The 12,632-nt window shown below is 65.5% G+C and carries 20 protein-coding genes and 1 pseudogene; all 21 read right to left on the reverse strand.

Annotated elements, in window-relative coordinates; translation table 11 throughout:
* Nucleotides 1-10 precede the first annotated feature (10 nt).
* Nucleotides 11-316, reverse strand: coding sequence for a 30S ribosomal protein S14 (rpsN, locus tag OM513_RS09675; RefSeq protein WP_264943978.1), 306 nt, complete (start codon nucleotides 314-316; stop codon nucleotides 11-13).
* Nucleotides 317-342: 26 nt separating this feature from the next.
* Entirely contained in the window at nucleotides 343-918 is a 576-nt protein-coding gene (gene rplE / locus OM513_RS09680) for a 50S ribosomal protein L5 (RefSeq protein ID WP_264943979.1), read from the reverse strand.
* The gene (rplX, locus tag OM513_RS09685; protein ID WP_264943980.1) at nucleotides 911-1,228 is read right to left on the reverse strand and encodes a 50S ribosomal protein L24; all 318 of its coding nucleotides are present in this window, start codon (nucleotides 1,226-1,228) and stop codon (nucleotides 911-913) included. Before rplX ends, rplE begins: the two co-directional genes overlap by 8 nt.
* A complete protein-coding gene (rplN, locus tag OM513_RS09690; protein ID WP_077511501.1) occupies nucleotides 1,228-1,596 on the reverse strand; it encodes a 50S ribosomal protein L14 in 369 nt (122 codons plus the stop codon). Before rplN ends, rplX begins: the two co-directional genes overlap by 1 nt.
* A gap of 110 nt (nucleotides 1,597-1,706) precedes the next feature.
* A complete protein-coding gene (rpsQ, locus tag OM513_RS09695) occupies nucleotides 1,707-1,976 on the reverse strand; it encodes a 30S ribosomal protein S17 (protein ID WP_264943981.1) in 270 nt (89 codons plus the stop codon).
* 13 nt (nucleotides 1,977-1,989) lie between these two features.
* Nucleotides 1,990-2,193, reverse strand: a complete 204-nt coding sequence (gene rpmC, locus OM513_RS09700; protein WP_264943982.1) for a 50S ribosomal protein L29 — start codon at nucleotides 2,191-2,193, stop codon at nucleotides 1,990-1,992.
* Between the two features lie 5 nt (nucleotides 2,194-2,198).
* Nucleotides 2,199-2,630 carry a 50S ribosomal protein L16 gene (gene rplP, locus OM513_RS09705; RefSeq protein ID WP_264943983.1) on the reverse strand — a complete coding sequence of 144 codons (432 nt, stop codon included), beginning with the start codon at nucleotides 2,628-2,630 and terminating at the stop codon, nucleotides 2,199-2,201.
* Between the two features lie 18 nt (nucleotides 2,631-2,648).
* Nucleotides 2,649-3,344, reverse strand: coding sequence for a 30S ribosomal protein S3 (rpsC, locus tag OM513_RS09710; protein ID WP_264943984.1), 696 nt, complete (start codon nucleotides 3,342-3,344; stop codon nucleotides 2,649-2,651).
* Entirely contained in the window at nucleotides 3,344-3,721 is a 378-nt protein-coding gene (gene rplV / locus OM513_RS09715; protein ID WP_264943985.1) for a 50S ribosomal protein L22, read from the reverse strand. Before rplV ends, rpsC begins: the two co-directional genes overlap by 1 nt.
* Nucleotides 3,721-3,999, reverse strand: coding sequence for a 30S ribosomal protein S19 (gene rpsS, locus OM513_RS09720; protein ID WP_264943986.1), 279 nt, complete (start codon nucleotides 3,997-3,999; stop codon nucleotides 3,721-3,723). The genes rplV and rpsS overlap by 1 nt, the downstream gene beginning before the upstream one ends.
* A 3-nt stretch (nucleotides 4,000-4,002) precedes the next feature.
* The gene (gene rplB / locus OM513_RS09725) at nucleotides 4,003-4,839 is read right to left on the reverse strand and encodes a 50S ribosomal protein L2 (protein WP_264943987.1); all 837 of its coding nucleotides are present in this window, start codon (nucleotides 4,837-4,839) and stop codon (nucleotides 4,003-4,005) included.
* Between the two features lie 4 nt (nucleotides 4,840-4,843).
* Nucleotides 4,844-5,158, reverse strand: a complete 315-nt coding sequence (locus OM513_RS09730) for a 50S ribosomal protein L23 (RefSeq protein ID WP_264943988.1) — start codon at nucleotides 5,156-5,158, stop codon at nucleotides 4,844-4,846.
* Nucleotides 5,151-5,777 (reverse strand): 50S ribosomal protein L4, encoded by a 627-nt coding sequence (gene rplD / locus OM513_RS09735; RefSeq protein ID WP_264943989.1) that lies wholly within the window; start codon nucleotides 5,775-5,777, stop codon nucleotides 5,151-5,153. The genes OM513_RS09730 and rplD overlap by 8 nt, the downstream gene beginning before the upstream one ends.
* Before the next feature lie 2 nt (nucleotides 5,778-5,779).
* On the reverse strand, nucleotides 5,780-6,529 hold the full coding sequence (rplC, locus tag OM513_RS09740; protein WP_264943990.1) for a 50S ribosomal protein L3: 750 nt from the start codon (nucleotides 6,527-6,529) through the stop codon (nucleotides 5,780-5,782).
* 280 nt (nucleotides 6,530-6,809) lie between these two features.
* Complete coding sequence (gene rpsJ / locus OM513_RS09745; protein WP_029936463.1) at nucleotides 6,810-7,121, reverse strand: 30S ribosomal protein S10; 312 nt, start codon at nucleotides 7,119-7,121, stop codon at nucleotides 6,810-6,812.
* Between the two features lie 111 nt (nucleotides 7,122-7,232).
* Entirely contained in the window at nucleotides 7,233-8,423 is a 1,191-nt protein-coding gene (gene tuf / locus OM513_RS09750; protein ID WP_264943991.1) for an elongation factor Tu, read from the reverse strand.
* 259 nt (nucleotides 8,424-8,682) lie between these two features.
* Complete coding sequence (locus tag OM513_RS09755) at nucleotides 8,683-9,192, reverse strand: hypothetical protein (protein ID WP_264943992.1); 510 nt, start codon at nucleotides 9,190-9,192, stop codon at nucleotides 8,683-8,685.
* Nucleotides 9,193-9,306: 114 nt separating this feature from the next.
* Nucleotides 9,307-9,747, reverse strand: a complete 441-nt coding sequence (locus OM513_RS09760; protein WP_264943993.1) for a hypothetical protein — start codon at nucleotides 9,745-9,747, stop codon at nucleotides 9,307-9,309.
* A gap of 86 nt (nucleotides 9,748-9,833) precedes the next feature.
* The gene (gene fusA, locus OM513_RS09765) at nucleotides 9,834-11,906 is read right to left on the reverse strand and encodes an elongation factor G (protein WP_264943994.1); all 2,073 of its coding nucleotides are present in this window, start codon (nucleotides 11,904-11,906) and stop codon (nucleotides 9,834-9,836) included.
* Nucleotides 11,907-11,986: 80 nt separating this feature from the next.
* On the reverse strand, nucleotides 11,987-12,457 hold the full coding sequence (gene rpsG, locus OM513_RS09770; RefSeq protein ID WP_264943995.1) for a 30S ribosomal protein S7: 471 nt from the start codon (nucleotides 12,455-12,457) through the stop codon (nucleotides 11,987-11,989).
* Nucleotides 12,458-12,520: 63 nt separating this feature from the next.
* Nucleotides 12,521-12,632, reverse strand: a pseudogene (rpsL, locus tag OM513_RS09775) (30S ribosomal protein S12); the annotation flags it as partial.

A 12,632-nucleotide genomic window follows, 5' to 3' on the forward strand; every position in this document is an offset into this window, starting at 1 on the left:
TTCTTGACCCTTACCAGCTCGACTTGGTGACGCCGGGGATCAGGCCCTTGTTGGCCAGATCGCGCAGCATGACGCGGGCGAGACGGAACTTGCGATAATAGGCGCGCGGACGGCCGGTCAGCTCGCAACGGTTGCGGATGCGCGTCGGGTTCCCGTTGCGCGGGATCTCCGCCATCTTCAGGCGCGCGATCAGGCGCTCGGTCTCGTCGAGCGACTTGTCGTTCGCGATCGCCTTCAGCTTCGCATAACGGCCGGCATACTTCTTCACCAGCTTCTTGCGACGCTCGTTCTTATTGATCGAACTCAGTTTCGCCATGGACTTAAGCTCTCTTCTTCAAATGGTTACGCGGCCTGCTTCTGCTCTTCCTGCGGGAAGGGGAAGCCGAACAGCCGGAGAAGCTCACGGGCCTCATCGTCGGTCTTGGCGGTGGTCGTGACGATCACGTCCATGCCGCGGACCTTGTCGATCTTGTCGTAGTTGATCTCGGGGAACACGAGCTGCTCCTTCAGGCCCATGGCATAGTTGCCACGGCCGTCGAAGCTCTTCGGGTTCAGCCCGCGGAAGTCGCGGATGCGGGGCATCGCGATCGTCACCAGGCGATCGAGGAACTCGTACATCCGCTCGCGGCGCAGCGTGACCTTGCAGCCGATCGCCATGCCCTCGCGCAGCTTGAACTGCGCGATCGACTTCTTGGCCTTGGTGACCACCGGCTTCTGGCCCGCGATCAGCTCCATTTCCTGCGCAGCCTGCTCGACGCGCTTGCGGTCCTGGGTAGCCTCGCCGACGCCCATGTTGAGCACGATCTTCTCGATCTTCGGCACTTCCATGACGTTCTTGTAACCGAACTTCTCGGTCATCGCCTTCGCGATCTGTTCGTCATAGAGCTTCCGCATCCGCGGAACATATTTGTCAGCCATTGATGACCTCCCCGGTCTTGACGGCGACGCGAACCTTCTTGCCGTCACGGGTTTCGAAGCGGACGCGCGTCGGCTTGCCGTCGGCGGTCACGTGCGCGACCTTCGACACATGCATCGGCGCCGCCGAACGCTTGATGCCGCCCTGCGGATCGCCCTGGGTCGGCTTCACGTGGCGCGCGTGGACGTTGATGCCCTCGACCACCACCTTGCCCTCCTTGGGGAGAGCCTGGATCACGTCGCCCTGGCGGCCCTTGTCCTTGCCGCTCAGAACGATCACGCGATCGCCCTTCTTGATCTTCGCAGCAGCCATCACAGCACCTCGGGAGCGAGCGAAATGATCTTCATGAAGCCCTTGGAGCGCAGCTCGCGGACCACCGGGCCAAAGATACGGGTGCCGATCGGCTCCTCGTTCTTGTTCACCAGCACCGCGGCGTTGCCGTCGAAACGGATCACCGATCCGTCGGCGCGGCGCACGTCCTTGGCGGTACGCACGATCACCGCGCGGTGAACGTCGCCCTTCTTCACCTTGCCGCGGGGCGCGGCTTCCTTGATGCTGACGACGATCACGTCGCCCACGCCGGCGAAGCGGCGCTTCGACCCGCCCAGCACCTTGATGCACTGCACCCGCTTCGCGCCGCTGTTGTCCGCGACGTCGAGATTGGACTGCATCTGGATCATCGATCCGGTTCCTTCTCTCTTGGCCTACCGGGACACGGCCCGGCGGTTCCTTGCTTCTTCGAACCCCGCCGGGGCGGGAGCCCATGGTCCCCGCCGGAGCGGGGAGAAAATCAGACGTCGGCCTCGACCGTGGGGCCCTTGGCGACGCCCACGCGCTCGATAACCTTCCAGGTCTTCAGCTTGGAGATCGGCGCAGTCTCTTCGATGCGCACGGTCTCGCCGGCCTTGTACTCGTTCGCCTCGTCATGGGCGTGATACTTCTTCGAGCGGCGGATGATCTTGCCGTAGAGCGGGTGCTTCACCTTGCGCTCCACCAGCACGACCACCGTCTTGTCGCCCTTGTCGGAAACCACGTTCCCGGTCAGCACGCGCTTCGGCATGGTTCCTGTCCTCTTACTTCGCCGCCGAGCGCGAGCGCTCGGACTGCAGCGTCTTGATGCGGGCGATATCGCGGCGCACTTCCTTGACGCGCGACGGCTTCTCAAGCTGGCTGGTCGCCGCCTGGAAGCGCAGGTTGAACGCCTCGCGCTTCAGGTTGCCCAGATCCTCGCTGAGCTGATCGTCGGTCTTCGCCCGAAGGTCGGTAGCCTTGGTCATTTTCCTCAACCCTCCAGGTGCGACGTGTCGCCGAGACGCGCCACGACCTTGGTACGAATGGGCAGCTTCATCGCCGCGCGCTCGAACGCTTCCGCCGCGAGCGGGCCGGGAACGCCGTCCAGCTCGAACAGGATGCGGCCGGGCTTGACGCGGGCCACCCAGAATTCCGGCGAGCCCTTGCCCGAGCCCATGCGGACTTCGGCCGGCTTCGACGACACCGGAACGTCCGGGAAGATGCGAATCCACAAACGGCCCTGGCGCTTGATGTGGCGGGTGATCGCGCGGCGGGCCGCCTCGATCTGCCGCGCGGTGATCCGCTCCGGCTCCATCGCCTTCAGGCCATAGGCGCCGAAGTTCAGCGTCGCGCCGCCCTTGGCATCGCCATGGATGCGGCCCTTGAACGCCTTGCGGAACTTGGTGCGCTTCGGTTGCAGCATTGCTCTAGTTCCTCAATCTCAGCGCGCCGGACGCACGCCCGAGGTCTGCGCCTCAAGCGTAAGCCGGTCGGTAGCCATCGGATCGTGGCCCAGGATCTCGCCCTTGAAGATCCAGACCTTCACGCCGCAGACGCCATAGGCGGTGTGCGCCTCGGCCTCGGCATAATCGACGTTCGCGCGCAGCGTGTGCAGCGGAACGCGGCCCTCGCGATACCATTCGGTACGTGCGATCTCCGCGCCGCCCAGGCGGCCGCCGCAGTTGATCCGGATGCCCTCGGCGCCCAGGCGCAGCGCCGACTGCACCGCGCGCTTCATCGCGCGGCGGAAGGCGATGCGGCGCTCGAGCTGCTCGGCGACGCCCTGCGCCACCAGCTTCGCGTCGACTTCCGGCTTGCGGATCTCGACGATGTTCAGCGACACGTCCGAGCTGGTCATCGCGCCCAGCTTCTTACGAAGCTTCTCGATGTCCGCGCCCTTCTTGCCGATGATCACGCCGGGGCGCGCGGCATAAATGGAGATGCGGCACAGCTTGGCCGGACGCTCGATCACCACCTTGGAGATCGCCGCCTGCGGCAGCGTCTTCATGATGAACTGGCGGATGCGCAGGTCCTCAAGCAGCAGGCGGCCGTAATCGGCGCCTTCCGCGAACCAGCGGCTGTCCCAGGTGCGGTTGATCTGCAGGCGCAGACCGATCGGGTTCGACTTCTGACCCATTATGCTTCTTCCTGCTCGCGGACGACGATGCGCAGACGGCTGAACGGCTTCAGGATGCGGGTGGACTTGCCACGGCCGCGCGTCGCGAAGCGCTTCATCGTGATCGACTTGCCGACCGAAGCCTCGGCGACGACGAGCGCGTCGACGTCGAGGTTGTGGTTGTTCTCGGCATTGGCGATGGCCGAAGCCAGCACCTTGCGCGCGTCGACCGCCATCGCCTTCTTCGAGAAGGCGAGGATGTTCATCGCCTCGCCGGCCTTCTTGCCGCGGATCAGGCCCGCGACCAGGTTCAGCTTCTGGGCCGAACCGCGGATCTGCGTGCCGACGGCAAGGGCCTCGTTATCGGCGACCTTGCGGGGGGCTGCCTGCTTGCTCATTAGCGCTTGCCCTTCTTGTCAGCGGCGTGGCCGGGGAAGAAGCGGGTCGGCGCGAACTCGCCGAGCTTCATGCCCACCATGTCCTCGTTGACCGACACCGGCACGAACTTGCGGCCGTTGTAGACGTTGAACGTCAGGCCAACGAACTGCGGCAGGATCGTCGAGCGGCGCGACCAGGTCTTGATCGGACCGGCGCGGCTGCCCTGCTCCTGCGCAGCCTCTGCCTTCTTGAGCAGATGCAGGTCCACGAAGGGACCCTTCCAAACCGAGCGAGCCATCTATCAGCCCTTCTTCTTCGCATGGCGCGAACGGATGATCATCTTGTCCGTCGCCTTGTTGTTGCGGGTGCGCGCACCCTTGGTCGGCTTGCCCCAAGGGGTGACCGGATGGCGGCCGCCCGAGGTGCGGCCTTCACCGCCGCCGTGCGGGTGATCGACCGGGTTCTTCGCCACGCCGCGGGTCAGCGGACGCTTGCCCTGCCAGCGGCTGCGGCCGGCCTTGGCGAAGTTCTGGTTGCCGTTGTCCGGGTTCGAGACCGCGCCAACCGTCGCCATGCACGAAGCATGGATGTAGCGCTGCTCGCCCGAGTTCAGGCGGACGATCACCATGCCGCGATCGCGGCCGACGACCTGGACATAGGTGCCCGCGGCGCGCGCGATCTGGCCGCCCTTGCCCGGCTTCATCTCCACATTGTGGACGATGGTGCCCACCGGGATCTGGCCCAGCTCCATGGCGTTGCCCGGCTTCACGTCGGCCTTCTTGGCGGCGATCACCTTGTCGCCCGCGGCAAGCCGCTGCGGGGCCAGGATGTACGCCACTTCGCCGTCCGGATAGCTCACCAGCGCGATGAAGGCGGTGCGATTGGGGTCATACTCCAGCCGCTCCACGGTGCCCTCGACGTCCCACTTGCGGCGCTTGAAATCGATGATGCGATAGCGCTGCTTGTGGCCGCCCGCGATGCCGCGCGAGGTCACATGGCCCTTGTTGTTGCGGCCGCCGGTCTTGCGCTTGCCTTCGGTCAGCGCCTTCACCGGGCCGCCCTTGTGCAGGCCGGAACGGTCGACGAGGATCAGGCCGCGGCGGGCCGGCGACGTCGGATTATAATGCTTGAGTGCCATCGCCTCAGATTCCCGTCGTCACGTCGATCTGGTCGCCCTCGGCGAGGGTGACGATCGCCTTCTTCACATCCGAGCGCATGTAGGGCTTGCCCTTCCAGCGCTTGGTCTTGCCCTTGGAGACCAGCGTGTTCACGCCGGTCACCTTCACGCCGAACAGCGCCTCGACCGCAGCCTTGATCTCCGGCTTGGTCGCGTCGCTGGCGACGCGGAAGACGACGGCGTTGTGCTCGGACACCAGCGTCGACTTCTCGGTGATGTGGGGCGCGACGATCACGTCATAGTGACGATTGTCGACGGCCGCCTTCTGCTTCTTAGCCATTGAAGCGCGCCTCCAGCTTCTCGACGGCAGCGCGGGTCAACACCAGCGTGTCGTGCTTCAGGATGTCGTAGACGTTGGCGCCGATCGCCGGCAGCACGTCCACCTCGGGCAGGTTGCGCGCGGCGAGCGCGAAGCTCGTGGTCACGGCGTCGCCGTCGATCACCAGCGCGGTCTTGCCCAGGCCCAGCTTGGCCAGGTCGCCGCGGAGCGCCTTGGTCTTGGCGTCCTTCAGGTCCAGCGTGTCGAGGACGATCAGCGAACCCGACTTGGCATGGCTCGAAAGCGCCATCTTCAGGCCCAGCACGCGGATCTTCTTGTTCAGCGACTGGCCGAACTCGCGGGCGCGGGCGCCGTGCGCCTTACCGCCGCCGATGAACACCGGGGCGCGGCGATCGCCGTGACGGGCCGTGCCGCCGCCCTTCTGGCGGCCCCACTTCTTGCCCGTCCGGGCGACGTCGGCGCGCTCGCGGGTCGCACGCGCCGGGGCGCGGCGGTTCTCAAGCTGCCAGGTCACCACGCGATGCAGGATGTCCGCACGCGGTTCGATACCGAAAATGGCGTCGTTGAGCTCGATGTCCGAGCCCTTGCCGCCGTCGAGGGTCTGTACCTTGACCTTCACGTTCAGCCCTCCTGGCCTTCGGTGGCTTCGGGGGCCGCCGCGGCGGGGGCCTCGGCCGGAGCCTCGTTGCTGTTGGCGACGGCCTTCAGGCCGGCCGGATAGGGAGCCTCGGCGTGACGCGAAACCTTCACGGCATCCTTGACGATCAGCCAGGTGCCCTTGTGGCCCGGAACCGAACCCTTGACGAAGATCAGGCCGCGCTCGGCGTCGGTGCCCACCACTTCCAGGTTCTGCTGGGTGCGGTTGCGGTCGCCCATGTGGCCGGCCATCTTCTTGTTCTTGAAGACGCGGCCCGGGTCCTGGCGGTTACCGGTCGAACCGTGCGAACGGTGCGACACCGACACGCCGTGCGTGGCGCGCAGACCGCCGAAGCCCCAGCGCTTCATGGCGCCCGCAAAGCCCTTGCCCTGCGTGCGGCCCGAAACGTCGACGAGCTGGCCGGCGACGAAATGGTCGGCGGAAATCTCCGCGCCCACTTCCAGCACGGCGTCGTCGGCGACGCGGAACTCGCAAAGCTGCGCCTTCGGCTCCACTTCCGCCTTGGCGAAATGGCCGCGCTGCGGCTTGGCGACGTTCTTCACCTTGGCCGTGCCGGCGCCGATCTGCACCGCCACATAGCCATCCTTTTCCTTGTCGCGAACGGCGACGACCTGAACGCCTTCAAGCGCCAGGACGGTGACCGGCACGTGGCGGCCGTCGTCCTGGAACAGGCGGGTCATCCCCATCTTCTTCGCGATCACGCCAGTGCGCATGATCCAGTTGCTCCCTACAGAGGCACCCGCGGGACGATTCCCCCGGGTGCGTGCCTCAGCCCAAAATATGATGCGTGCCCCGTCCGGGCTGCCCCAGCCCGAAGGCCGGAATGACGGGGGACGCAGACCCGGACTTCCCGAAGGAGCCGGCGGTATCCCTAAGTCGTTCTGAGTGCGCCCTGCGGCGCCCTCCGCTCCTTACGTCGAACCCCGGGGGGCCGGTCGAGGAGCAAAGCGAATCCCCGTGACGGGGAAACGCGAATCTCGCGAAGCGCGGCCCTTAGGCCAGCTTGATCTCCACGTCAACGCCAGCCGCCAGATCGAGCTTCATCAGCGCGTCGACCGTCTGCGGGGTGGGCTGAACGATGTCGAGCATGCGCTTGTAGGTGCGCACCTCGAACTGCTCGCGCGACTTCTTGTCGATGTGCGGCCCACGGTTCACCGTGAACTTCTCGATCTTGGTCGGGAGCGGGATGGGACCACGGATGAGCGCGCCGGTGCGGCGGGCCGTGTCGGCGATGTCGCCGGTCGCCTGATCGAGCACGCGATGATCGAACGCCTTCAGGCGGATGCGGATGTTCTGCGTTTCCATGTCCCTACCGATGCGAAAGAGCGGGGTCCGCTGCCGGACCTCTTGCTGTTGTACCCAAAAAACGGCCGCCGCCCGATCCCTGGCGGAATCGGGCGGCGGAGCGCGTCTATATTACTTCTTGATTTCGGCCACAACCCCGGCGCCGACCGTGCGGCCGCCTTCGCGGATCGCGAAGCGCAGGCCCTGGTCCATGGCGATCGGAGCGATCAGCTTCACGCCGAGCGACACGTTGTCGCCGGGCATCACCATCTCGGTGCCCTCGGGGAGGGTGACCTCGCCGGTGACGTCGGTGGTGCGGAAGTAGAACTGCGGACGATAGTTCGCGAAGAACGGCGTGTGACGGCCACCCTCGTCCTTCGACAGGACGTACACTTCCGAGCTGAACTCGGTGTGCGGGGTGATCGAACCCGGCTTGGCGAGAACCTGGCCGCGCTCGACCTCGTCACGCTTGGTGCCGCGCAGCAGCGCGCCGATGTTGTCGCCGGCCTGGCCCTGGTCGAGCAGCTTGCGGAACATCTCGACGCCCGTGACCGTGGTCTTCTGGGTGTTCGTGATGCCGACGATCTCGACTTCCTCGCCCACCTTGATGATGCCGGTCTCGACGCGGCCGGTCACCACGGTGCCGCGGCCGGAGATCGAGAACACGTCCTCGATCGGCATCAGGAACGGCTTGTCCAGCGGACGCTCCGGGGTCGGGATGAACGAGTCAACCGCCGCCATCAGCTCCAGAATCGCCTTCTTGCCGATCTCGTCGTTCGAATCCTCGAGGGCGGCCAGAGCCGAACCCTTGACGATCGGAATGTCGTCGCCCGGGAAGTCGCGCTTCGAAAGCTCCTCGCGGATTTCGAGCTCGACGAGCTCGAGCAGCTCGGGATCGTCGACCTGATCGACCTTGTTCATGAACACGACCATCGTCGGCACGCCGACCTGCTTCGCGAGCAGGATGTGCTCCTTGGTCTGCGGCATCGGGCCGTCGGCGGCCGACACCACCAGGATCGCGCCGTCCATCTGCGCCGCGCCGGTGATCATGTTCTTCACATAGTCGGCGTGACCCGGGCAATCGACGTGCGCATAGTGGCGCTCGCTGGTCTCATACTCGACGTGCGCGGTCGAGATGGTGATGCCACGCTCGCGCTCCTCGGGAGCCTTGTCGATGTTGGCATAGTCGACGAAGGTCGCGCCGCCGGTCTCGGCGAGCACCTTCGTGATCGCCGCCGTCAGCGACGTCTTGCCATGGTCGACGTGACCGATGGTGCCGATGTTGACGTGCGGCTTGTTCCGCTCGAATTTTGCCTTCGCCATTTCTTCCTCTGTCTATCAAACCGAACCGCCGCCGGGCGCTCGGCGCTACGAAACCTGTCGTCCATGGATCAGGGCGGGCGCCCCGAACATACCACCGGCCCGCGAACGGGACCGGCGACGAAGCGGCGCCCTTAGCCCAAGCGATCCGGGATATCCAGAGCGAATCTCGCTCCCGATCTCGCAGCTCGCGGAGGGGCGATATGGCGGTACCACGCCCGATTGTCCAGCGCCGGGGTGAACCCGCCCCGCAAAGCCCCGTTCAGGGCGCCTTGGTGCCGTATATCAACGTCGCGGTGGTGCGTCCCTCGGCCGATGTCGTCTGCAGGCTGAACTGGCGCCCGTTCGGCTCGTCCAGCCAGGCGGTCATCTGCGTTCCCTGCGCGTCGAAGCTGGAAACCTGCTTCATCCCCGCCGCCTCCACGCGCTGGCGATAAAAGGCCACCAGCTTGTCGGGCGGATCGCCGGTGGTGAAGGTGACGGTGGAGCCCGATCCGCCATCGCTTGTCCCCGAAAAGCTGCCGGAAACCGCCGCGCCCGGATAGGCCGCGGCATATTCCGGCGCGTCCTTCGGCCACGCCCCGCCCGTGCTGTAGCTGCCCTTCGATCCATCCGCCCCGGTGGTCGTTACCTTGGTCTCCCCGCCCGCGGTGGTGGTCACGTCCACCCGCTGGTCGTCCTCGCCGGTCACCGTCCGGGTCTTGGATCCGCCGCAACCGGCCAGCAGGACCGTCACGGCGATCAACGCCGTGCGATACGAAACGCGCATCATGGCCTCTCCCCCATGTTCGTTTCCTGGGGCGGAGGGGACCATGGCCGGGCGGGCCAGTCAATGTTACGCGAACAGAATCGCCGGAGGAGCGTCTGCCGGCGCCGCCGGCGCGCGTTACTTCGCCTTTTCGCCGCTGAAGATCAGCGAGACGCTGGTCATCCCCTGCGATGCGTTGGTGAAGATGCTCATCGAACGCTTGGTGCCCTTGTCCTCCAGCGCCACGATGCGGTTCTTGGCGCCGGCGCTGTCGGTGCTGTTGTCGGATACCTGCTTGTATCCCGCGCCCTCGGCGCGCGACTTGTAGAATTCGACCACCTTCTCGGGCGCGTCGGAGGTGGTGAAGGTGATGGTCGCGCCCGCGGCCGTCGCGCCGGTGCCAGGCTTGAAATTGCCCATCATCGCGCCGGGATAGGCGGGCAGATAGGCAGGGGCCTCCGCGGGCCAGGCAGGGCCGTAATTGGCCGTCTTGTTCGCGACGGGCGCCTCGGCGGTCCCTCCGCAGCCGGAAAGCGTCAGCAGCGCCGCAGTGGCGCAGGCAAGGACCGTCGGACGCATGAAATCTCTCCCCCGAAATATTCTCGGGGGAGATGATCACGATAATGAAAGTGGCGTCAACCGCCGGAATGCAGGTTCCGCCCGCCTCAGGCGAGCTTCGCCTTCACTTCCTCGGCCACGTTCGCAGGCACTTCGTCGTAATGCGAGAACTGCATGCTGTACTGCGCGCGGCCCTGGGTGAACGAGCGGAGCTGGTTCACATAGCCGAACATGTTCGCCAGCGGCACCATGGCCTCGACGGTCTGCGCGTTGCCGCGCGTGTCGGTGCCCTGGATCTGGCCGCGGCGGCTGTTCATGTCGCCGATGACGTCGCCCAGATATTCCTCCGGGGTGACGACCTCGACCTTCATGATCGGCTCGAGCAGCTTGATGCCGGCCTTCTGGGCCGCTTCACGCATCGCGCCGCGCGCGCAGATTTCGAAGGCCAGCGCCGACGAGTCGACGTCGTGGTACTTGCCGTCGATCAGGTGGACCTCGAAATCGATGATCGGGAAGCCGATCAGCGACCCGGTCTCCGCCGTCTCGCGCATGCCCTTTTCCACCGACGGGATATATTCGCGCGGGATGTTGCCGCCCTTGATCTCGTCGAAGAACTGGAAGCCCGAGCCGCGCTCGCCGGGGATGACCTTCACCTTCACTTCGCCGAACTGGCCGGAGCCGCCCGACTGCTTCTTGTGGGTGTAGGTCAGCTCGACCGGCTTGGCGAGATATTCGCGGTACGCCACCTGCGGCGCGCCGACGTTCGCCTCGACCTTGAACTCGCGCTTCATGCGATCGACCAGGATGTCGAGGTGAAGCTCGCCCATGCCCTTGATGATCGTCTGGCCGCTCTCATGGTCCGTCGAAACGCGGAACGAGGGGTCCTCCGCAGCCAGGCGATTGAGCGCAATGCCCATCTTCTCCTGATCCGCCTTGGTCTTCGGCTCCACCGACAGCTCGATCACCGGCTCGGGGAATTCCATCCGCTCCAGGATGATCGGGTTCGCCGGATCGCACAGCGTGTCGCCGGTCGTGGTCTCCTTCAGACCCGCGAGCGCGACGATGTCGCCGGCATAGGCCACGTCGATGTCCTCACGCGAGTTCGCGTGCATGAGGAGCATACGGCCGATCTTTTCCTTCTTGTCCTTCACCGAGTTCAGGTACGAGCCCTTCTCGAGCTTGCCCGAATAGATGCGCGCGAAGGTGAGCGTGCCCACGAACGGATCGTTCATGATCTTGAACGCCAGCGCGGAGAACGGCGCGTCGTCCGACGACGGGCGCGAATCCTCGGTCACGCCGTCCAGCTTGACGCCGTTGATGGCGGGCACGTCGAGCGGGCTCGGCAGATAGTCGACCACCGCGTCCAGCAGCGGCTGGACACCCTTGTTCTTGAACGCCGAACCGCAGACGACGGGAACGAAGGCGTGGCCCAGCGTGCCCTTGCGGATCAGGCGGCGCAGCGTCGGGGCGTCGGGCTCGTTGCCCTCCAGATACTGCTCCATCACGTCGTCGTCCTGCTCGACGACGAGTTCGATCAGCTTGTTGCGCCACTCGGCGGCTTTCTCGACCAGATCGTCGGGGATCGACTGATATTCGAACTCGGCACCCAGGCCGTCGTTCTTCCAGACGATCGCGCGGCTCTCGACCAGGTCGACGAGGCCGATCAGGCTGCTTTCCATCCCGATCGGGATATAGAGGACGGCAGGCGTCGCACCCAGGCGATCGATGATCGACTGGACGCAGAATTCGAAATTGGCGCCGGTGCGGTCGAGCTTGTTGATGAAGCACATCCGCGGAACCTTGTACTTGTCCGCCTGGCGCCACACGGTTTCCGACTGCGGCTCCACGCCGGCAACGCCGTCGAAGCACGCGACCGCGCCGTCGAGCACGCGCAGCGAACGCTCCACCTCGATGGTGAAGTCGACGTGGCCCGGCGTGTCGATGATGTTGATCCGGTGATCTTTCCAGAAGCACGTCGTGGCCGCCGACGTGATCGTGATCCCGCGCTCCTGCTCCTGCACCATCCAGTCCATCGTCGCGGTGCCCTCATGGACCTCGCCGATCTTGTAGGACTTGCCGGTGTAATAAAGGATACGCTCGGTGGTCGTCGTCTTGCCGGCGTCGATGTGCGCCATGATGCCGATATTGCGATAACGCTCGAGCGGATGGCTGCGGGCCATTTCAGGGGTTCCTTAGCAATGTGGGGAGCCGGACGGTCCGGCTCCCCAATAAGTAGGTCAGAAAGTCACCAGCGCCAGTATTACCAGCGATAGTGGCTGAACGCGCGGTTCGCTTCCGCCATGCGGTGCGTGTCCTCGCGCTTCTTCACCGCGTTGCCGCGGTTGTTGGCGGCGTCCATCAGCTCGCCCGAAAGACGGGCGGCCATGGTGTTCTCGCTGCGGTTGCGGGCCGATGCGATCAGCCAGCGGATCGCCAGCGCCTGCGCGCGCTCCGGACGGACCTCGACGGGGACCTGGTAGGTCGCACCGCCGACGCGGCGGCTGCGCACCTCGATGAAGGGCTTCACGTTGGTGAGCGCTTCATGGAACACGCCGATCGGGTCCTTCTTGGCCCGGTTCTCGATCGTGTCGAGCGCACCATAGACGATGCTCTCGGCGACGGACTTCTTGCCGTCCAGCATGACCGAGTTCATGAACTTCGAAAGCACCACATCCCCGAACTTGGGATCCGGCAGAACTTCCCGCTTCTCGGGACGACGACGACGAGCCATCTTAGATTTCCTTCTAGAACTTCGGCCGGTCCGGAACCTGTCCGGGGCCTACTCTGGCTGTGATTACTTCGGACGCTTGGCGCCGTACTTCGAACGGCTCTGCTTGCGGTCCTTGACTCCCTGGGTGTCGAGAACGCCGCGCAGCACGTGATAGCGCACGCCAGGAAGGTCGCGC

Origin of the sequence: Sphingomonas canadensis (genome assembly GCF_026013525.1) — a bacterium.
GTDB lineage: Bacteria > Pseudomonadota > Alphaproteobacteria > Sphingomonadales > Sphingomonadaceae > Sphingomonas > Sphingomonas canadensis.

Excerpts from the sequence above, each read along its gene's own strand:
- rpsJ (WP_029936463.1), bottom strand. The coding sequence starts at position 7,121 with ATGGAAACGCAGAACATCCGCATCCGCCTGAAGGCGTTCGATCATCGC.
- rpmC (WP_264943982.1), bottom strand. The coding sequence starts at position 2,193 with ATGACCAAGGCTACCGACCTTCGGGCGAAGACCGACGATCAGCTCAGC.
- rplP (WP_264943983.1), bottom strand. The coding sequence starts at position 2,630 with ATGCTGCAACCGAAGCGCACCAAGTTCCGCAAGGCGTTCAAGGGCCGC.
- rplC (WP_264943990.1), bottom strand. The coding sequence starts at position 6,529 with ATGCGCACTGGCGTGATCGCGAAGAAGATGGGGATGACCCGCCTGTTC.
- rplN (WP_077511501.1), bottom strand. The coding sequence starts at position 1,596 with ATGATCCAGATGCAGTCCAATCTCGACGTCGCGGACAACAGCGGCGCG.
- tuf (WP_264943991.1), bottom strand. The coding sequence starts at position 8,423 with ATGGCGAAGGCAAAATTCGAGCGGAACAAGCCGCACGTCAACATCGGC.
- rpsG (WP_264943995.1), bottom strand. The coding sequence starts at position 12,457 with ATGGCTCGTCGTCGTCGTCCCGAGAAGCGGGAAGTTCTGCCGGATCCC.
- rplE (WP_264943979.1), bottom strand. The coding sequence starts at position 918 with ATGGCTGACAAATATGTTCCGCGGATGCGGAAGCTCTATGACGAACAG.
- rpsQ (WP_264943981.1), bottom strand. The coding sequence starts at position 1,976 with ATGCCGAAGCGCGTGCTGACCGGGAACGTGGTTTCCGACAAGGGCGAC.
- rpsN (WP_264943978.1), bottom strand. The coding sequence starts at position 316 with ATGGCGAAACTGAGTTCGATCAATAAGAACGAGCGTCGCAAGAAGCTG.
- rplX (WP_264943980.1), bottom strand. The coding sequence starts at position 1,228 with ATGGCTGCTGCGAAGATCAAGAAGGGCGATCGCGTGATCGTTCTGAGC.
- rpsC (WP_264943984.1), bottom strand. The coding sequence starts at position 3,344 with ATGGGTCAGAAGTCGAACCCGATCGGTCTGCGCCTGCAGATCAACCGC.
- OM513_RS09730 (WP_264943988.1), bottom strand. The coding sequence starts at position 5,158 with ATGGCTAAGAAGCAGAAGGCGGCCGTCGACAATCGTCACTATGACGTG.
- OM513_RS09755 (WP_264943992.1), bottom strand. The coding sequence starts at position 9,192 with ATGATGCGCGTTTCGTATCGCACGGCGTTGATCGCCGTGACGGTCCTG.
- OM513_RS09760 (WP_264943993.1), bottom strand. The coding sequence starts at position 9,747 with ATGCGTCCGACGGTCCTTGCCTGCGCCACTGCGGCGCTGCTGACGCTT.
- rplV (WP_264943985.1), bottom strand. The coding sequence starts at position 3,721 with ATGAGCAAGCAGGCAGCCCCCCGCAAGGTCGCCGATAACGAGGCCCTT.
- rplB (WP_264943987.1), bottom strand. The coding sequence starts at position 4,839 with ATGGCACTCAAGCATTATAATCCGACGTCGCCGGCCCGCCGCGGCCTG.
- fusA (WP_264943994.1), bottom strand. The coding sequence starts at position 11,906 with ATGGCCCGCAGCCATCCGCTCGAGCGTTATCGCAATATCGGCATCATG.
- rpsS (WP_264943986.1), bottom strand. The coding sequence starts at position 3,999 with ATGGCTCGCTCGGTTTGGAAGGGTCCCTTCGTGGACCTGCATCTGCTC.